The organism is Lysinibacillus sp. ACHW1.5 (assembly GCF_022014815.1).
In the GTDB taxonomy this organism is placed as follows: Bacteria; Bacillota; Bacilli; order Bacillales_A; family Planococcaceae; genus Lysinibacillus; species Lysinibacillus capsici.
This window is the reverse complement of record NZ_CP091777.1, coordinates 4,128,876-4,147,198: the sequence shown is the minus strand read 5'-3', so window position 1 is coordinate 4,147,198 and position 18,323 is coordinate 4,128,876. Positions and strand designations below refer to the sequence as shown.

Below are 18,323 nucleotides of genomic sequence, written 5' to 3'. Positions count from 1 at the left end.
TCATAAAACGAGAATAATTCTCATTTGCATGTTGACTGAGAATAAAATCATGCTTATAATGGAAAACGTGAGTAATGATAATCATTTTCACTAATAAGTAAGTTACACACAAAAATGAAATCTACCGGGGATTACTATGAAAATAAGATATCTTTTAACAGCAACTGTTTTGCTGTCTATTGTGTCGCTATTTATCGGAGTAGTTGATATTAAGCCTAGCGACCTATTAGACTTCCAATCAGAAGAGGCTAGACTATTTTTAATTAGTCGTGTACCTAGACTTGTTGCAATCTTGCTAGCAGGTGCAGGTATGAGTATTGCTGGTTTAATTATGCAAAGCTTAAGTAGGAATAAATTCGTTTCACCAACAACAGCTGGTACATTAGATGCCACACGGTTGGGTGTATTGATTTCCATGATGTTCTTTTCGAACGTTACGTATTTCCAAAAAATTTCCTTCGCTTTCATATTTGCTTTAGCCGGCACATTACTATTTATGCAAATATTAAACCGAATTAAGTTTAAAGATGCGATTTTTATACCGCTTATTGGCTTAATGTTTGGGAATATTTTGTCCTCTGTTACAACATTCTTTGCATATAAGGCGAATATCATCCAAAACATTTCTGCATGGTTACAAGGAGATTTTTCATTAATCATGAAAGGCCGTTACGAACTGTTATATGTAAGTGTACCAATACTCATTTTAGCTTATATTTACGCAAATCGTTTTACAGTAGCTGGGATGGGGGAGGATTTTGCAAAAAATCTTGGTCTATCCTATAAATTTGTAGTCAATTTAGGCTTGGTGTTGGTAGCTCTTATCTCCACGACAGTGGTGTTAACAGTCGGTATCATTCCATTCCTTGGTTTGATTATTCCGAACATTATTTCCCTGTTCAAAGGTGATAATTTGGCAAAAACCTTGCCGCACACAGCATTACTTGGTATGTCATTCTTATTATTCTGTGATATTTTAGGACGAGTACTGATTTTCCCTTATGAAATACCAATAAGTATGACTGTTGGTGTAATTGGAAGTGCCATCTTCCTATTCATGTTGTTTAGGGGGAGAGCCTATGCGTAATCGTACAAAAATGTTCATTTTACTAGGTCTCGCTGTTATAGCAGTTGTCCTATATTTATTTTGGGAACTCAATGGTAATTATCACTATGCTTTTCCACGCCGTGTCATAAAGGTTGTGGCAATGGCATTAACGGGTATAGCAATTGCCTATTCAACCGTAGTTTTCCAAACAATTACACATAATCGTATTTTAACGCCAAGTGTCATGGGTTTAGATGCTTTGTATATGTTAATTCAAACATGCATCTACTTCTTCTTTGGCTCTACATCCATATTAGTTATTAATATCTACTATAATTTTACGCTTGCAATTGGGGCGATGATTCTATTCGCTTTAATTTTTTACCGAGTATTGTTTAAAGAAGGAAAGCGACCGATTTATTTTCTACTGCTTGTAGGAATGATTGTTGGTACGTTTTTAGGAAGTATTACTACGTTCTTCCAAGTATTAATAGATCCGAATGAATTTTTAGGCTTACAAAGTAAAATGTTTGCAAGTTTCAATAATGTTAATTCAGATTTAGTTTGGCTGGCAGGCGTTATCATTTTAATAACGTTTATCTACGGCGCTCGTCACATGAACCAATTAGACGTTATGTCTCTTGGACGAGACACAGCTATAAATTTAGGTGTACCTTACGATAAGCTGGTACAACGTATGTTAATTTTAGCTTCAATTTTAATTGCTGTTTCGACAGCGCTTGTTGGTCCGATCACGTTCTTTGGTTTAATCGTTGCAAATTTATCATATCAGTATTTCAGAACATACAAGCATTCCATCTTAATTACTGGCTCCTGTGTAATGAGTATTGTAGCTTTAGTCGGTGGACAGTGGATGGTTGAACGTTTATTTAGTTTCACTACTACACTTAGTGTCATTATTAATTTTGTGGGTGGGGTTTACTTCATCTACTTATTATTAAGAGAAAGTAGGTCAGCAGGATGATACAAGTCAAAGAAATCACAAAGTTTTTTGGTAAAAAACCTGTCGTTCAAGATGTAAGTGTTGATATTGTTTCAGGAAAAATCACATCGTTTATTGGACCGAATGGTGCAGGGAAGTCCACGCTACTTTCTATGGTGAGTCGTTTACTGAATGCAGATACTGGCGAAGTACTACTCGATAAGGCAGATGTACGTAGCTGGAAATCGGATGATTTTGCTAAACGTGTATCGATTTTAAAGCAGTCCAACTTTATGAATGTTCGTCTAACGATTCGTGAGCTTGTATCTTTTGGCCGTTTCCCTTACTCAAAAGGGCACTTAAAACCTGAAGACGAAGAAAAAGTGGACGAAGCTATTCGCTATATGAATTTAGAAGATATGCAACATAATTATTTAGATGAACTATCAGGTGGTCAACGCCAGCGTGCATTTATCGCAATGGTTATTGCCCAAGATACTGAATATATCTTACTGGACGAACCATTAAATAATTTAGATATGAAGCATTCTGTCCAGATTATGAAGATTTTACGTAAGTTGGTTGATGAGTTAGGCAAGACAGTGATTATCGTTTTACACGATATTAATTTCGCTTCTGTATACTCTGACCATATTGTTGCATTAAAAGATGGCCGTGTTGTTAAAAATGGTCCTACAAATGACATTATTAACTCACATGCATTGAAGGAAATTTATGATATGGATATTCCTGTTCAAGAGCAGGATGGCTGTCGAATTTGTGTTTATTTTAATTCGTAAAAATAGTTCAAGATGGATGCACATCTAACTATCAAATAATTTAATTAAAGGAGAAATTTCACAATGAAAAAATGGAAATTACTTACGATATTAATGGCTATGATGCTATTAGTATTAGCTGCTTGCGGTTCGAAAGATGAAGCAAAAGAAGATGATAAAGGTACTTCAACTGACAAACCAGCTGAGGAACAAAATGAAGAATCATCGGTATATCCACTAACAATTCCAGGTAGTACAGTTGAAGGTCGTGATGGTAGTACAACATTTGAAGAAGTAACACTTGATAAAATGCCAGAAAAAGTTGTTGTTTTTGATAATGGTTTCTTAGATACATTAGATGCTTTAGGCGTTAATCCTACTGCAGTGGTACAAGACTCATTACCAGCATATTTAAGCAAGTTTAAAGATAGTACTTATGTAAACGCAGGTACATTATTCGAGCCTGATTATGAAAAATTATCTGAAATTAACCCAGATATTATTTTCATCTCTGGTCGTGCTTCAGCAGCTTATGCTGAATTATCTAAAATTGCTCCTACAGTATACATTGGTGTAGATAATACTAACTTCTTAGAGTCATTCAAAGCGAATACAGAATTAGCTGGCAAAATCTTTGGTAAAGAAAAAGAAGCGGCAGATGCAATTGCTGCTTATGAAGCAAAAGTAGAAGAAGTAAAAGCTAAAGCTACTGCAACAGAAGAAAAAGCGTTAATCGTTTTAGGTAGTGAAGGTTCATTATCCGTATTCGGTCCTGGTTCACGTTTCGGTGTGATTTATGATGTATATGGTGTAAAAGCTGTAGCTGAAGCTGGTGGCTTCAAAATCGAATCACATGGTGATAATGCAAGCTTTGAATTCGTACGTGAGAAAAACCCAGATATCTTATTCGTTATTGACCGCGACGCTGTTGTAAATGAAAACGGTGAATCAGGTACAAAAGCTGCAATTGAAAACGAAATCGTAAGTGCAACAAACGCTGTGAAAAACGGTAAAGTATTCTATCTAGATCCAGAAATTTGGTACCTTTCAGGTGGCGGTTTACAATCAGAAACACAAAAAGCTGAAGATGTATTAAAGGCGTTCAACTAATATGTTTGTACAAATTAAACGTATTGTTGTGACGGAAGGGAATTCGGATAAGGTTGTGGATCGTTTTGGTGGTAAGCCAAACAGTCCCTCATTACTTGAACAACAACCTGGCTTCATTGATAAGCAGGTACTTGTAAAGAAAGTTCGCCGTGGTGATGAAGAAGTGCTAGTGATGGTTCGTTGGGAATCGGAAGAAGCATGGAAAAATTGGGAGAAGAGCCCTGAGCATATTGCAGGCCATAAGGCAAGTGCAGGTAAACCGAAGCCTGATCATATCATTGAAAGCGGTCAAGAAGTTTATTATGTAAAAGGTTAATCATCTAAAGGTGTCTCAAGGGATTGAGGCACCTTTTCTTGTTGTTGAAAAAAGAATGTCACTAGCAGAAAAAGCCCTTTTAGCAAGGTGAGGGGTTGATTTCCGTTCCGCCAGCGTCCTTTCCAGGGGGCGTCCGATGAGCCGTTTCACTCACTTGCGCTCGCTCCAGGGTCTCCTCAGTGACGCTAAATCCCCTAGGCGTGACGCTGGCTCCACTCCAATCAACCATTCTGCAAAATGTCTTTACTTTTTCATACTAGCATAGCGATCAAATAGCCCATTATCTGTATTCTTAGAGGGGATAAGCTCTTATTTTCAATGTGGAGAAGTGATGCGTGACAACACCTCTTCATAAAGAGTAATGAACACCTTCACTAAAAAGTGGTTTATAGTGGTGGGCTACTGGACTACCATGGAATAGCGAGACAGGCAAAACTTTAAACGGAGCAGTAGCGGAGGAAGCGATTCGGCGCTCGCCTACAGGAAAGCAAGTAGCCTGCAACGGAAATTCATTTTCATCTTTTATAAAAATGCTATTGATTGCTTTGTTTATCAACACTATGTAGAGATGTCGTTTTATTACTCAAAAAGCAGGTCACAATCAGTGTGACCTGCTTAGCTAGGCGTATAGGTTAATGTGTAATAGATGGTTTTCTCCATTTACTAAATGTCGAATCCATATTAAAGGATATGGTGTTCTCATTAATGGACAAGCCTGAGATACTTGTATTACAAAGTTCATCCAAACTATCTGAATGATTGTTTTTATTTGATGCATTGGCCGCCATTGCCAGCCCTCTCGCATTAATAATTGTGTCATGTGGCGTTACATACACTATAGGGGAATCTATATTTAATCCAAAAGTGAAAGGATTGACTAATGACATAGTAGAAATACTTTCGTTTGATATTCTAATAATGCCATATTGCTCAATATAATAATCTCGTTTTTGTTGAAATGTATCCTCAAATCCAGGAATATCACTAATATATTTTGAATAGAGTGAAATATTTTTATAGGCAGATAGTGTATCTTGATAGGCTTTTACTTCAGATTGAATAATGATTTGTTCAATTCGTTGTTGATCCTTGCTAGGCTGTTTAATTGTAATTTCTTCAGCTGAGACAGAGATATTACATGAAAAAGTAGCCGTAAGTATGAAAACAGTTTCATTCAATTTTAAGTCACTCCCAGTACAAAAAGATTTCATGTTCATCAATCTATCCTGACTTTATAAATATATTTATTGCTAATCTAAGCGTAACATCTGTTAGAGCGCCATTTCAATGGTAAGTTTACGCCACTTTAATGGCGGTACTTGGTTCTCTACCGCCATTTTTTTAGTAATAATTAGCAAAAATCTGGCGTGGTTTGCATGAATAACGCCATTTTTTGGCGGTCTTTCTCTTTATAAAGGAATTAATGGTATTTAATGTATTATATAATGGCGTGACTAGTATTAATTCCCACTAATCTATATAATATCTAGTAATACACTAGATAGGAGAGAGGACTATTGAAGGATTTAGATATGCGTATCAATGAATCATTAGACATCCTTATAGAAAATGAGCTATTACTTGGACCTGAGCTAAAATTAATGCTAAAAAGCTTTAAAGAAGAAAAAACAACAGTAGGTTTTTCCTTTGGTAAAATGTGTTTTTGGCATTATGAAGCATTTTCAAGTAGTATAAATCAAGATATCTACAAGGTAGCTGCTGCAATTGAACTTTTAATACTGTCTTTTGATATTATTGATGATCTGCAGGATAAGGATTCAGACTATAGTTGGAACAAAACACCTGAATTATCATTAAACGTTGCTTTAGCTATGCTGATCATGGCATCTAAAACAATAGATGAAACCTCTTTTGAACATAAAAGAGCGGCTATAAAGCTAGTTGATGAATACGCATTAAAAAGTATAAATGGACAGCAATTAGACTTACTAAATAGTTGTCGCGATGAAGATTCCTATGTAAAAATGATTACCTTGAAATCCGGATCATTAACAGCAATGGGTTGCTTGGTTGGCGAAGTACTTGCAAAAGGAGAAATATCTCAAGAAGTAGAGGAATATGGGAAATACATAGGGATCATCCAACAAATTAAAAATGATATTCAAAGCTTAAAGGTATGGGGTCCTAAAAATGATCTGCTAAATAAAAGGTATTCTCTGCCTATTATTTATCTTTTATCACAGAAAAATGATGTTTCAAAATCTGTTTCTAGCTATTATAATGATGATATAGTTACAGATTTGGATAATAATGCAACAGAAGATGCGTTGACAAATGGTGGGGCGATACGTTATGCCATTACCATAAAAAACGTCTATAAATTTAAAGCATTAAATTACCTAGAAAATGTAGCTATAAATCAGGTAGGTAGAGAATACCTACAAAAACTATTGAAATGAGGAGAGATAAAAATGATTAATGTAATCCAATATTTAGAGCAAAATCCAAGCCTAGTTACACTATTAAAAGAGCAAAAAGCATCATTAGTTGGAGTTTCATCTGTAGAGCAATCAGCAATTTTAGAAGCATTTAACGGTGAAATGAATACAGAAAGTGATATTTGGAACTAAGAAAGTTGCGAAGTAAGTTGTTTTGGCCCGCTATAATTCTCTATTTAATTATTGGTTTTTATTTAAATTATGTGAATTATAGCGAGCCTTATATACAAATTGGGGTAGAAGAAGAGAATGACAAATGGGTTATTTCTCAACTTTATTATAAAGACTGGGCAGAGGATCAAAATATTTCTGTTGGTGATGCAATTTTAAGTGTAGATCATGAACCCATCAATGAATTAAATCAACTGAGATATAAATCTAAAATTTTATCTGCTAATGAAATAACAGTACTGAAGCCCGATGGAGATCTAATCAATATACATATTAAGCATTTGGATATCCCTCAACAATTTATCTATGTATTAATCATTCCAGCTTGTTATTATTTATTAACATTATTTGTTGCATTTTATTTACATTTCAAACAAAGGAATACAAAATTAGCTGACTTACTAATTCTTTTTATGTTAACCGTTTCATTGGCTTATGTAAGTAGTGGTGTCTCTGGTAGGATGGATACGATTGGCATTATCGTAAATCGAAGTAGTATGCTGTTATGTTTAGTTATACTATTACATTTTTTGAGAAATTATTATTCATTTGTGAAAACAAATTGGGTGTTTACAAATAATATCAAGCTCTTTTATATAATTCCTTTTATAGCTTTTGTATTAGGATGTATGGGTACTATTTATCCTGCTTCAAATGATATTCTTTCCAATGTTATATTGGCTATTTTCTTTATTCTCCTAGTGATCATCCTTAGTATTTTATTAATAAGCTATTTTAAGTACAGCTCACCTCAGTTGAAAATTTTATTAAATAGTATATTAATACCGTTTCTACCATTTCTTTTTTTATATGCACTCCCTAAAATTTTTTTCCATACGTATATACTTTCTTCTGAGATAAGCTCATTATTTTTATTGTTTATACCATTTAGCTTTATTTTTACGCAATTAGCAGAGCGATTATTTGATATTGAGTACCATATTACAAGACTACGTTATTATGTTATATTTTCTTTAATCTTTACTGTATGGTTTACAGTGGGACTATATTTTATTGCCGGGCGTTATTTAACCATGACTGTTGTGTCGGGTGTATCTTTCTTTACATTTTCTTCATTAATCATACTTTTTTACGTAAAAGAGAAGGTCGATTATCGCAAGCGGAAAATATTATTTTCCACAAAGGGTGACTATATTCATCAGCTATATACAGCTGTAGATAAAATTGGGAAAACAATTAAAATTAACGAACTTTTAGAAAAGTTTGCTTATGAGGTTTCCGTGCATCTGGAGTTAGAGGATGTTTTTGTCTTAACATATAACTATGACAAAAACGAATTCTTACCAATAGCTGGTGAAAGTATTAGGATCGATCCTGACACAATGGAAGAAATCAGATTAGGTGAAATACGCAAAATTGACAAAGTTTATATAGCATTCCTCCATCAGGATGCACATTTTAAAAGAGCTTTAGTGCTAGGGCATAATAATACGATTCATTTAAAAGATGAGGAGCTTTTATGGCTTGAACTACTCTTATTATATGTAAATAATTTTATTGAAAATACCAAGATGGTAGAAGAACTGCTAGAGGAACTGAAGCATATGAAGCAAGCTGATGATGGTCAGTTACCATGGCTGAATAAGCTATTATGGCTAAGATTTGAAGAAGAAAAATACCAGTTAGCTCAAGAGTTACATGACACCAATTTACAGGAGCAACTTCATATAGCTCGCGAGGTGGATGTCCTAGTAAATGCAAAAAATACCACGGATATTCAAGAAAAGCTTGCGAAAATTCATAAACAAATGGTTGCATCCTTACATGAATTACGTACTTATTGTGAAAACCTAAAACCGCCGTTACTAGATACATTAGGTTTAAATGCTGCTTTAGAAAAACTGATTCGGAAAGTTCAAGAAAGAGCTAACTTCATGCTTATTTACACCATTGATCGTCTTTATTTAGAGGATGAGCGCATGAATTTGATGATTTATCGTTTATTCCAAGAGCTACTTAATAATGCATTGAAGCATTCTTATGCAGTATCAGTTGAAATTCATTTAAAAGAAATGAACGATGGTTTTGAAATCATTTATAAAGATGATGGTGTAGGCTGTAATGTAGAGGACATTATAGTAGCAGAATCTATGGGCATTCAAGGCATGCAGGAGCGCGTAAAAGCGTTTAACGGACAATTTACTATTGACTCAAATATCAATAAAGGGATGTTTATTAGAATCATGGTGAAAGAAGGGAGTGAAACACTTGATTACGATGCTCATAGTGGATGATCACCCTATAGTGTTAGAGGGAACTAAAAATTTATTTCAAGAGAATGAAGATATTATCATCGATACGGAAAGTGATGCAACTTGTGTCATTCAAAGGATAAAGAATAAACCGTACGATATCTATCTAATAGATATCAATATGCCATTAGAAAATGGAATTAACCTAGCCCGTAATATCAAGGCTATTCAGTCAAATGCTTCAGTTATTCTTTACACAGGTGATGACATTACGGATTATTATCCACTCATTTTAGAAAGAAAAATAGAAGGTATTTTAGCTAAAACAGCTTCGAAAGAGCAAATATTAAGAACAGTAAGGGCAATTGCAAACGGTGAAATTGTTTTACCTAAAAATTTCTTAGATTTTCTGGATGATAAATTTAAACTGCAAGGCGCTAAAGATATTCACTTAAATGAAAAGGAAAAGAAAATTCTAAGACTCATTGCAGAGGGCCATACAAATAAAGCTATCGCTATTGAATTAAATATTCCTCAACGTACAACGGAGAGATATTTAACGCAACTCTTTTCTTTGTTGAATGTAGATTCACGAACAGAAGCTGTAAATCTTGCTGAGAGAATGAATTTACTCTAAAATATTTCTATGTTATACTGTTGGTATATTTTTCAATTAATAGGGGGCATTATGGGAATGGAATATCCTATATATTTCCTTAGTAAAATAAAACCATATTCCTATACTGAATTGCCTATAAAATATGATAGACACCGCCAAAAAAGTGGCGGTGTTTTTTGTTTCCGCCAAATCACGCCAAAAATTTGTCTGAATCACGCCAGAAAATTGGCGTAAACCCGAAGTTGAAATAACGGTATAACTACTGGTACGCTTAAATTAACAATGGTTAAGTAGATTTGCTTTAGTGAGTAATATATAAATCATTTTATTAAATAAGCAGCCTGACTATCTATGAATAAAGTAGCGTTAGTAGAATGTTACTAGCTAGTCAATATACTTCACCATAAAACTTTATAAAGGTAGGCGTGTATTGTGAAAGTAGAACTTGAAAATTTGTTTTCCATAGATGAAACTAGTCAAGATCAAGTTATTAACGTTTATAATCGTCATGGTATTGCTATTGGTGCGCCTGAATTGAGAAAAAGAAACTTAAAAACAAAATTTAATCCTATTTTTACATTAAATGAAGATGTAACATACGAGCAGGTAACAGCTTTATATGAGTCATTAGAGCGTGAATTTGGAATCGTTTCAATCGGAGAACGTTTTTACTTTGAATTTTCAGATACAGAGTATGAACGAGCACCATTATTTACTTTAAATTCAACAGGTAATTCACCGGAAATGTTCTTAGAAGATAAAGGGACACTATTTTCTTTGAGTACACATTGTAAGTGTTGTGGGCTCATGGATAAAGAGCAGTTATCACCAATAGTCATTGATACTACGCAGATGAAAGATCGTCATCTAGTGCATGTAAATGGTTATTGGGTAGCTTCTGAGGAACTAGTATCTTTAATGAAAAGAGAAAAACTAGAAGGCTATGAGCTTTTAGAGGTGATCCATCAAGGCCCGGAAGAAGGAAAACAGCCAGCCTATCAAATTATTCCTATACAAATACTCCCTGAGTGTAGTAAGGACAGAGTTAAATTATACTTTGCAACTGAGCAACCTCCGTGTAGTTGTGGTTTAAATGGTGTCATTAATGGTCCTGATATTTATCATCATGAAGATTTGGAAAACTTAAAAGGTGATGTTTTCTACTCAGCCGAGTGTAGTCATGATGGAAGATATCTATATAGAAAGACTTTGTTTAGTAAAAGATTTAGAGAAACTATTATAAAATATGGTATTTCACGTGAGGTTAGAGGAGAAAAGGATGTAAACTTTGGTTCAAAAGATTGGCTTTTTGATCCAGTGCTAATTAAGTAGACAAATTTGGTCTAGTAAAAGAATAAGGGAGTGTTTAGGATGTTTAGAAGAATACTACCTATAGTAGCCATTTTATTCATTGTTGCATTGGCCGTTTCCAATTACTTTCACAAACCAGAAGAAGAATCTGTCACTATTTATCAAGAGGTCAATGGTGTAAACCTTTCATAAAATGAAGGCCTATATTTCATTCAGAAAAGATTTATTTGTGTTATGATGTGAAGGACATAGCATGAATGTTTTTTGAGGTGAAAAAATGAAAAAATGGGCATATCCATTAGCAGTTTTAACGTTAATTGTCTTTATTGTATTAAGAGCCACTTATCATAGTCAGCTGATGAATACATTTGATGCAAAGATGGCAGAGCTTCTTTTTGGTAATCGTTTTATTGAGATCTTTCATTATATAGGTGAGCCGAAATTTGTTGTTGCTGTTGCAATAGTTTTAATGGTGTATTTAGCTTGGAAGGTAAAAAATTATCGAGGTATGCTATTTGTTGTACTAACTTTTGCAGTAGGCAATGTTCTGAATCAATTACTAAAGAAATGGGTGCAACGTCCACGACCTGAAATTGAGGATCAACTGACATCCTTTAGCTTTCCGTCTGGACATTCGATGACAGGTATACTTTATTTATTTACACTTGCTTATATTTTAGCGGAGAATAGTAGTAAAGAACGTAAAAACCTTCTGTGGCTTGGGGCTACAATTTTAATGGTGCTTATTGGTTTATCACGTATTGCAGGAGCTCGACATTTTGCTACAGATGTACTTGGTGGTTGGAGCATCGGCTATACTTGGTTTATCATCTGTGTCATTTGGTACGAACGGCGTAAACGTTTATTTCCATCTAATCATAAATAAAAAGACAGGCAGTATCTATTTCACATGATAGATACTGCTTTTTTACATTTTACCGAGACACTGTAAAGAATGATATTTGCCTTATAAAAAAGAATTGCGTATAGGAAACTTCTACGTTAAGATGAGTACAATAAGAAAAAGAGCAAAGGAAGAAGGGCATGGACGGAAATGTTTTACTGGCATTAGGATTAACCCTGTTTGCTGGACTTGCAACAGGTGTAGGTAGTTTAATAGCATTTTTTACATCAAGAACAAATACAAAATTTTTATCATTAGCATTGGGTTTTTCAGCAGGGGTGATGATTTATGTATCCCTTGTAGAAATATTTGTGAAAGCTAAAGATGCTTTAACCAATGCATTAGGTACAACAAATGGCTATTGGATGACAATCCTAGGATTTTTCGGTGGGATGTTGTTTATTGCCTTAATTGATAAATTCATTCCGAAGGCAACTAATCCTCATGAAGTAAAGCTGGTAGAGGATGTTAATGCCATCAAACCACAGGTTAATGAAGAACATTTGATGAAGATGGGCGTTTTTACAGCTCTGGCGATTGGCATTCATAATTTTCCTGAGGGGATCGCTACATTTATGTCAGCTATTAATGATCCGAATGTAGGGATTGCTATTGCCATTGCAGTTGCTATTCATAATATTCCAGAAGGCATTGCTGTATCTGTTCCTATTTTCTTTGCAACAGGTAATCGAAGGAAAGCCTTTAAATTATCCTTTTTATCAGGATTGGCAGAGCCTGTAGGTGCATTAGTAGCTTTTTTGCTCCTTATGCCCTTTTTAACAGATGTCATGTTTGGAATCGTTTTCGCTGGGGTTGCAGGGATAATGGTCTTTATTTCACTAGATGAATTGCTACCGGCTGCACAAAGATATGATGAAACACATTTGTCGATGTACGGTCTAGTAGGGGGGATGGCGGTCATGGCCATTAGCTTAGTATTATTAGCATAAGTAAGTAGGAAAAGGGAGACATCTTTGTAAAAGTGGCTCCTTTTTCTTTTTTCTATTAGCGTGTAACAACAGCTTCTTTTGACTCCACTAGCTCTTGTACTATTTTGAGACAATCATGAAATGTGGTAAAAGGTCTATATGGAACATGGAGCTCTTCACAGCGTTGGATAAGATGATCTCTAGCTAAAACAATATCTGCTAGTTTAGCTGCCTCAAAATCTGATAGAGAATCACCAATTACAATTTTATAATGATCTTCCTTAGCAACCTTCCGCATTACGCTTGGTTTACAGCAGCCACATCCTTGTGTGCTGTATTTAGCGCACTCCTCATCACAGCTATTTGGGTAGATCAATTCTATTTGTTTACCAGAAAAATCGGCCTTATTACAGTAAATGCCTGAAAAGGGACCAAATTTATCAACTAAAGGCTCGATAAAAAAATCAACTCCGCCACTTACAATATAAAATGGTATATTGTTATTTTGAGCATAGCGGGCAAAATCACCAAATCCCTCACGTATAACTGCCGACTCCATTAGGTATTGAATGACTTCATCTTTTTGATGAGTAGAAAGTAGATGAAACATTGCTGATAGCCCATCTTTAAATGAAATGGTTTGCTCCATCATCGCTTGAGCAATTTTCTCAGATTCTTCTGGTACAAATTCAGTCATAAGTGAAAAAATGTTATCTGTTTCTGTTATCGTGCCATCGAAATCACAGAATATAATGGGTTTCAAGATAATTCCTCCTTAGAAAAGCGCGTATAAAAGGTCTAATTCTATACTTCTATAATATTAGTTTTATCCAAACTTGCTTTCAAGAAAAAACGCCTACTATTAAAGTAGACGTTTCACACATTCATTGACTTGTACACCATGTTCATCAGCATTTGTTAAAATAATTTGATGCTCTGGGAATTGCTTTTTCATTAATTCAACGAAGTCAGAGGCAATAGCAGAAGGAATAATAGAAATCATTGTTGGTCCAGCGCCACTTAGAGCAGTACCATATGCACCGTTCGATTTTGCAGCCATACGAATTTCTTTGTAAGCAGGAATTAGCTTTGCACGAAACGGTTCATGGAATAAATCTGCCTCCATATAACGTCCAGCACGTTCAAAATCTCGTACCATTAAAGAAGCGGCTAACATATTTGCATTTGCTGAGGCGTGAACAGCATAGGAACGGTTAAATTGCTCTGGTAAAACAGAACGTGATTCACTTGTTTTTAATTCAACATCTGGTACATATACCACAAAGGAGGCATCGATATCATTGATGTGGAATGTATCGACTATGCCATTGTCATCCATCGAAGAAATCGTTAATCCTCCTAAAACTGAAGCAGTTGCGTTATCTGGATGTCCTTCAATTTGTGAAGAGAGGTTGAGTTTATCTTGAAGTGTTAACTCCAGCTTGCAGACTTGGTTAGCAAGCTCAATACCTGCAACAATAACTGCTGCACTGCTGCCAAGTCCACGTGCCAATGGAAGTTCACTAGTCATCTCCACACGACAGGCAGGTAGCTGTTGACCATATAGATCTGCAGTTTTTTTTGCAATGATGTATAGTAAGTGATCTTCAAGCTCAAACTCTTTAGGACCATTATCATCAAGATGAATAATTTCCCATTGTTCTTGCAAGGTAACAGAAAGCTGTAAGTAAAGAGACAAGCCAAGTCCTATTGAATCAAAGCCTGGACCTAAGTTGGCTGTGCTTCCAGGAACTGAGATTTGCCACATTTTACTCATAGTACACCCTCAATATATGCACGAATTTCTTCTTCATCGTTTTTAAGGGATACGACCTCTACAGTGGACACATTCATGGCTGTATCAGGATCTTTTAGGCCATTCCCTGTAAAGATTGTTACAACCTTAGCGCCTTGAGGAATTTTTCCATTTTCAACAGATTTCATAACACCTGCTAAAGAAGCAGCAGAGCCAGGCTCAACAAAAATGCCTTCTGTACTTGCGATTAATTTATAGGCTGCTACAATTTCTTCATCTGTAACAGAATCAATGATACCACCAGATTCATCTCGAGCAGCTTCTGCCAATGTCCAACTCGCAGGATTGCCAATTCGAATGGCAGTTGCCACTGTTTCAGGATTAGCAATTGGCTCACCCTTAACGATTGCTGCAGCACCTTCAGCTTCAAAGCCATACATTTTTGGTAGCCCACTATTTTTTGCAGCGTGATATTCTTTAAACCCTTTCCAATATGCAGTGATATTACCTGCGTTCCCAACTGGAATACACAAATAATCAGGGGCTGAACCTAAGGCATCAACAATTTCGAACGAAGCCGTTTTTTGACCTTCGATACGGTATGGATTTACAGAGTTAACAAGTGCAACTGGTGTCGTTTCACTTACTTGGCGAACGATATTGAGTGCATCATCAAAGTTTCCGTCAATTTCGATAATCTTTGCCCCGTACATTGTTGCCTGTGCTAACTTTCCGAGAGCAACTTTACCTTTTGGAATAACAACGATTGATTGGATGCCTGCACGAGTTGCATAAGCAGCCGCAGCAGCGGAAGTGTTTCCTGTAGAAGCGCAAATAACGCATTGACTTCCATCCTCGATTGCTTTTGCAACAGCAAATACCATTCCTCGGTCTTTAAATGAGCCAGTTGGGTTTGCACCCTCAATTTTTCCGTAAAGCTCAATGCCTAGTTTCTTAGATAAATTCACTAAATGTATAAGAGGCGTATTGCCTTCATTTAAAGTTAAAGCAGGTGTATTTTCAGTTACGGGTAAAAATTGTTTATATTCTTCGATAAGGCCTTTCCACATAACGTAACGATCTCCTTTTGTTCTTATAGAAAGAACAGTTGTTTTTGTATAAAAGACATTTTAACGCAAATAGCACTATTATTTCAATACCATTTCATTAATTGTCGAAACAATTCGGTAATTTGAATAGTACTTGTCACTTTCTTGAAACAACTGTATAGTAATCTTGTAATGTAAAGTCAAGTGTAAAGACAGGTGGTTGGGATGACAATAAATACAGCAGTAACAAAGAAACCTCAGCAATCCATTTCCAGAAATAAATTATTGGGTGTAGCGGGGGTTGGGTGGCTCTTTGATGCGATGGACGTTGGTATATTATCCTTTGTCATTGCAGCATTGGCCGCTGAGTGGGGACTATCACCAAGTCAGTCTGGTTGGATTGGTAGTATAAATTCTATCGGCATGGCTGTAGGAGCACTCTTTTTTGGTGTGTTTGCTGATAAAGTAGGTCGCAAGCAAATATTTATGTGGACACTTGTCCTTTTTTCTATTGCAAGTGGATTATCCGCTTTTACAACAACATTAACTGCATTTTTAATTTTACGCTTTTTAGTAGGGATGGGGCTAGGAGGAGAATTGCCTGTAGCTTCAACACTTGTATCTGAAAGTGTGGCTGCCAAAGAAAGAGGGCGCGTGGTTGTATTACTTGAAAGCTTTTGGGCAGCAGGCTGGTTAATTGCAGCACTTATTTCGTATTTTGTTATTCCCACATGGGGATGGCGAGTAGCCCTTATACTAACAGCACTTCCAGCGTTTTATGCTATTTATCTTCGTTGGCATTTGCCAGATTCACCACAATTTACTGTGAAGGAAGAAGCAAAAAAACGGAGCATTGGCCAAAATATGAAAGAGGTTTGGTCAAAAAAGTATGCTCGTTCTACATTTATGCTGTGGCTATTATGGTTTACAGTTGTATTTTCGTATTATGGCATGTTTTTATGGCTGCCAAGTGTGATGGTAGGGAAAGGCTTTGACATGATCACAAGCTTTAAATATGTTTTGATCATGACTTTAGCTCAATTACCGGGTTACTTTACAGCCGCTTGGTTTATAGAAAAGTTTGGACGTAAGTTTGTCCTTGTTTCCTATCTAATTGGTACTGCAGCGAGTGCTTATATTTTTGGTAATGCAGATACTTTAGCCGTATTGTTAACTTCAGGGATGCTTTTATCTTTCTTTAACTTAGGAGCTTGGGGAGCATTATATGCTTATACACCCGAGCAATATCCATCAGTTATTCGTGGAACAGGTGCTGGTATGGCAGCAGCAGTTGGACGAATTGGTGGTATTTTTGGTCCGTTGCTCGTTGGCTTTTTATTAACGGCAGGCTATGATATAGGCTTTATCTTTGCCATTTTCTGTGGAGCGATTATTATCGGTGTTATAGGGGTCATCTTCCTTGGGAAGGAAACGAAGCAGCTTGAACTAGAATAATATGAAATAGAATGTCCTGGATCAAAGGAATTGGTCCAGGACATTTTTGTCTGATTTCGCTTAAATAATACATAAAAATAAGATTTTATTAATTTTTATTCGATTTGACTGATTTATTTGTTAAAATGACAAATCAATATAAAATGGTTAAAGCGTAAATCAAATTGTTTTATTAGCAGGTTAATGCGATGAAGATTTTTCAGAAAAGTCATTGTATTCAAATTGTAATCGTGATACTGTATTTTTAATCGAATTTTGAGTCAGTAGGAAACAATCTCCCGTTCGTGATAAGGTCATTGAAAGAAAGGTTGTTAGGAATGAGTATTCATGAAGATATAAAGAAAAGGTTTGTAAGGCTGTCAAAGGGCCAGCGTAAAGTAGCTCAATTTGTAATGGATAATCCCACAACAGTGATTGCTAATGGAGCAGCAGAGGTTGGCAGATTGGCTAATGTAAGTGAATCAACCGTGATTCGATTTTGTTATGCTATGGATTTGTCAGGGTATGTAGAACTGCAAGAGGAAGTTAGAGCCTATATTATGTCTCAAGATGTAGGTGCAAATCTACAGCCTACATATACTGCTAAGAAGCTAACTAATTCTAGCTTTGGTAAGGTGATGCAACGAGATAGCCAAAATATTCAAGAAATAATTCAATTGATTAACGATCAGCAGATCCAAAAATGTTCAAAATGGATGCATGAAGGAGATAATATCTATATTTTAGGTACTCGTCACAATGCATCTGTAGCAAATTGGCTATCTAATACACTGCAAACACTCCGTGCTAATATTAAGCAGCTTCGTTTAGACTCAGATGATTTAGTGAATCAAATAAACAGTATGGGCGAACATACGACTTTAATTGTACTTTCTTTTGATAAACAAATTGTGGATATTAAAACGATTCTTGAAATTGCAAAGGTAAAGAAAGTGAAAATTATTGCCATTACAGGTTCTGCGTTTTCGCCTATTCGAGAATATGCTAGTGCATTATTTACCCTCGGCACCAAGAATCATTCTTCTCTAGATATTGCACCAGTCTTGATTTCATTTTTGCATGCGTTAATAGAGGAAATGATAAGCCAGGATAAAGACCACTATGAAAAATATCAACAATCGTACGAGCAAGTAGAAAGTAATGTATTATTCTTAGATGCTATTAGAGAAAAGCAGGTTTTTTAATGTAAATACGCATAGATAGTTTGTTTCAACAAACTATCTATGCGTATTTTTTTGAAATTTTCTATATAAAAAGATGT

Annotated in this window: 19 protein-coding genes; 15 read left to right on the top strand and 4 right to left on the bottom strand. The window is 35.5% G+C overall.

Annotated elements, in window-relative coordinates; translation table 11 throughout:
• Positions 1 to 136 precede the first annotated feature (136 nt).
• From L6W14_RS20805 to L6W14_RS20785, 5 genes are all read left to right on the top strand, one after another.
• Positions 137 to 1,087 carry an ABC transporter permease gene (locus L6W14_RS20805; protein ID WP_131520885.1) on the top strand — a complete coding sequence of 317 codons (951 nt, stop codon included), beginning with the start codon at positions 137 to 139 and terminating at the stop codon, positions 1,085 to 1,087.
• Entirely contained in the window at positions 1,080 to 2,033 is a 954-nt protein-coding gene (locus tag L6W14_RS20800) for an iron chelate uptake ABC transporter family permease subunit (RefSeq protein WP_131520884.1), read from the top strand. Before L6W14_RS20805 ends, L6W14_RS20800 begins: the two co-directional genes overlap by 8 nt.
• The gene (locus L6W14_RS20795; RefSeq protein ID WP_131520883.1) at positions 2,030 to 2,791 is read left to right on the top strand and encodes an iron ABC transporter ATP-binding protein; all 762 of its coding nucleotides are present in this window, start codon (positions 2,030 to 2,032) and stop codon (positions 2,789 to 2,791) included. Before L6W14_RS20800 ends, L6W14_RS20795 begins: the two co-directional genes overlap by 4 nt.
• Positions 2,792 to 2,854: 63 nt before the next feature.
• On the top strand, positions 2,855 to 3,880 hold the full coding sequence (locus tag L6W14_RS20790) for a siderophore ABC transporter substrate-binding protein (RefSeq protein ID WP_131520882.1): 1,026 nt from the start codon (positions 2,855 to 2,857) through the stop codon (positions 3,878 to 3,880).
• 1 nt (position 3,881) lies between these two features.
• Entirely contained in the window at positions 3,882 to 4,196 is a 315-nt protein-coding gene (locus tag L6W14_RS20785; RefSeq protein WP_237898801.1) for an antibiotic biosynthesis monooxygenase family protein, read from the top strand.
• 632 nt (positions 4,197 to 4,828) lie between these two features.
• Here the strand turns inward: L6W14_RS20785 and L6W14_RS20780 are convergent.
• Entirely contained in the window at positions 4,829 to 5,374 is a 546-nt protein-coding gene (locus tag L6W14_RS20780; RefSeq protein WP_131520879.1) for a hypothetical protein, read from the bottom strand.
• Between the two features lie 339 nt (positions 5,375 to 5,713).
• Here L6W14_RS20780 and L6W14_RS20775 point away from each other — a divergent pair, with 339 nt between their 5' ends.
• The 8 genes from L6W14_RS20775 (at position 5,714) to zupT (ending at position 12,823) form a co-directional block, all read left to right on the top strand.
• Entirely contained in the window at positions 5,714 to 6,616 is a 903-nt protein-coding gene (locus L6W14_RS20775) for a polyprenyl synthetase family protein (protein WP_131520878.1), read from the top strand.
• Positions 6,617 to 6,628: 12 nt separating this feature from the next.
• On the top strand, positions 6,629 to 6,787 hold the full coding sequence (gene comX / locus L6W14_RS20770; RefSeq protein ID WP_131520877.1) for a competence pheromone ComX: 159 nt from the start codon (positions 6,629 to 6,631) through the stop codon (positions 6,785 to 6,787).
• 5 nt (positions 6,788 to 6,792) lie between these two features.
• Positions 6,793 to 9,081, top strand: coding sequence for a sensor histidine kinase (locus L6W14_RS20765; RefSeq protein ID WP_227744932.1), 2,289 nt, complete (start codon positions 6,793 to 6,795; stop codon positions 9,079 to 9,081).
• The gene (locus L6W14_RS20760; RefSeq protein WP_225341057.1) at positions 9,065 to 9,676 is read left to right on the top strand and encodes a response regulator transcription factor; all 612 of its coding nucleotides are present in this window, start codon (positions 9,065 to 9,067) and stop codon (positions 9,674 to 9,676) included. The genes L6W14_RS20765 and L6W14_RS20760 overlap by 17 nt, the downstream gene beginning before the upstream one ends.
• 414 nt (positions 9,677 to 10,090) lie before the next feature.
• Positions 10,091 to 10,990 (top strand): hypothetical protein, encoded by a 900-nt coding sequence (locus L6W14_RS20755; RefSeq protein WP_237898800.1) that lies wholly within the window; start codon positions 10,091 to 10,093, stop codon positions 10,988 to 10,990.
• 39 nt (positions 10,991 to 11,029) lie between these two features.
• On the top strand, positions 11,030 to 11,161 hold the full coding sequence (locus tag L6W14_RS23120; protein WP_255501606.1) for a hypothetical protein: 132 nt from the start codon (positions 11,030 to 11,032) through the stop codon (positions 11,159 to 11,161).
• Between the two features lie 85 nt (positions 11,162 to 11,246).
• On the top strand, positions 11,247 to 11,855 hold the full coding sequence (locus L6W14_RS20750) for a phosphatase PAP2 family protein (protein WP_131520875.1): 609 nt from the start codon (positions 11,247 to 11,249) through the stop codon (positions 11,853 to 11,855).
• Between the two features lie 158 nt (positions 11,856 to 12,013).
• Entirely contained in the window at positions 12,014 to 12,823 is an 810-nt protein-coding gene (gene zupT / locus L6W14_RS20745) for a zinc transporter ZupT (RefSeq protein WP_016992734.1), read from the top strand.
• A 55-nt stretch (positions 12,824 to 12,878) separates the two neighbouring features.
• On the opposite strand, the gene L6W14_RS20740 is transcribed toward zupT, so the two are convergent.
• The 3 genes from L6W14_RS20740 to thrC all read right to left on the bottom strand — a co-directional run bounded on the left by L6W14_RS20740 (position 12,879) and on the right by thrC (position 15,628).
• Complete coding sequence (locus L6W14_RS20740) at positions 12,879 to 13,565, bottom strand: MtnX-like HAD-IB family phosphatase (protein ID WP_131520874.1); 687 nt, start codon at positions 13,563 to 13,565, stop codon at positions 12,879 to 12,881.
• Between the two features lie 99 nt (positions 13,566 to 13,664).
• Entirely contained in the window at positions 13,665 to 14,579 is a 915-nt protein-coding gene (gene thrB, locus L6W14_RS20735; protein ID WP_237898799.1) for a homoserine kinase, read from the bottom strand.
• Positions 14,576 to 15,628 (bottom strand): threonine synthase, encoded by a 1,053-nt coding sequence (thrC, locus tag L6W14_RS20730; protein WP_131520872.1) that lies wholly within the window; start codon positions 15,626 to 15,628, stop codon positions 14,576 to 14,578. Before thrC ends, thrB begins: the two co-directional genes overlap by 4 nt.
• Before the next feature lie 204 nt (positions 15,629 to 15,832).
• Between thrC and L6W14_RS20725 the strand changes: the two genes are divergently transcribed.
• Together L6W14_RS20725 and L6W14_RS20720 are read left to right on the top strand one after the other, a co-directional pair.
• On the top strand, positions 15,833 to 17,062 hold the full coding sequence (locus L6W14_RS20725) for an MFS transporter (RefSeq protein ID WP_131520871.1): 1,230 nt from the start codon (positions 15,833 to 15,835) through the stop codon (positions 17,060 to 17,062).
• Between the two features lie 317 nt (positions 17,063 to 17,379).
• Positions 17,380 to 18,246: a MurR/RpiR family transcriptional regulator gene (locus L6W14_RS20720; protein ID WP_237898797.1), complete on the top strand. Its 867-nt coding sequence runs from the start codon at positions 17,380 to 17,382 to the stop codon at positions 18,244 to 18,246.
• Positions 18,247 to 18,323: the final 77 nt, after the last annotated feature.

Excerpts from the sequence above, each read along its gene's own strand:
- L6W14_RS20805 (WP_131520885.1), top strand. The coding sequence starts at position 137 with ATGAAAATAAGATATCTTTTAACAGCAACTGTTTTGCTGTCTATTGTG.
- L6W14_RS20800 (WP_131520884.1), top strand. The coding sequence starts at position 1,080 with ATGCGTAATCGTACAAAAATGTTCATTTTACTAGGTCTCGCTGTTATA.
- L6W14_RS20795 (WP_131520883.1), top strand. The coding sequence starts at position 2,030 with ATGATACAAGTCAAAGAAATCACAAAGTTTTTTGGTAAAAAACCTGTC.
- L6W14_RS20790 (WP_131520882.1), top strand. The coding sequence starts at position 2,855 with ATGAAAAAATGGAAATTACTTACGATATTAATGGCTATGATGCTATTA.
- L6W14_RS20785 (WP_237898801.1), top strand. The coding sequence starts at position 3,882 with ATGTTTGTACAAATTAAACGTATTGTTGTGACGGAAGGGAATTCGGAT.
- comX (WP_131520877.1), top strand. The coding sequence starts at position 6,629 with ATGATTAATGTAATCCAATATTTAGAGCAAAATCCAAGCCTAGTTACA.
- L6W14_RS20760 (WP_225341057.1), top strand. The coding sequence starts at position 9,065 with ATGCTCATAGTGGATGATCACCCTATAGTGTTAGAGGGAACTAAAAAT.
- L6W14_RS23120 (WP_255501606.1), top strand. The coding sequence starts at position 11,030 with ATGTTTAGAAGAATACTACCTATAGTAGCCATTTTATTCATTGTTGCA.
- L6W14_RS20750 (WP_131520875.1), top strand. The coding sequence starts at position 11,247 with ATGAAAAAATGGGCATATCCATTAGCAGTTTTAACGTTAATTGTCTTT.
- zupT (WP_016992734.1), top strand. The coding sequence starts at position 12,014 with ATGGACGGAAATGTTTTACTGGCATTAGGATTAACCCTGTTTGCTGGA.
- thrB (WP_237898799.1), bottom strand. The coding sequence starts at position 14,579 with ATGAGTAAAATGTGGCAAATCTCAGTTCCTGGAAGCACAGCCAACTTA.
- thrC (WP_131520872.1), bottom strand. The coding sequence starts at position 15,628 with ATGTGGAAAGGCCTTATCGAAGAATATAAACAATTTTTACCCGTAACT.
- L6W14_RS20725 (WP_131520871.1), top strand. The coding sequence starts at position 15,833 with ATGACAATAAATACAGCAGTAACAAAGAAACCTCAGCAATCCATTTCC.
- L6W14_RS20720 (WP_237898797.1), top strand. The coding sequence starts at position 17,380 with ATGAGTATTCATGAAGATATAAAGAAAAGGTTTGTAAGGCTGTCAAAG.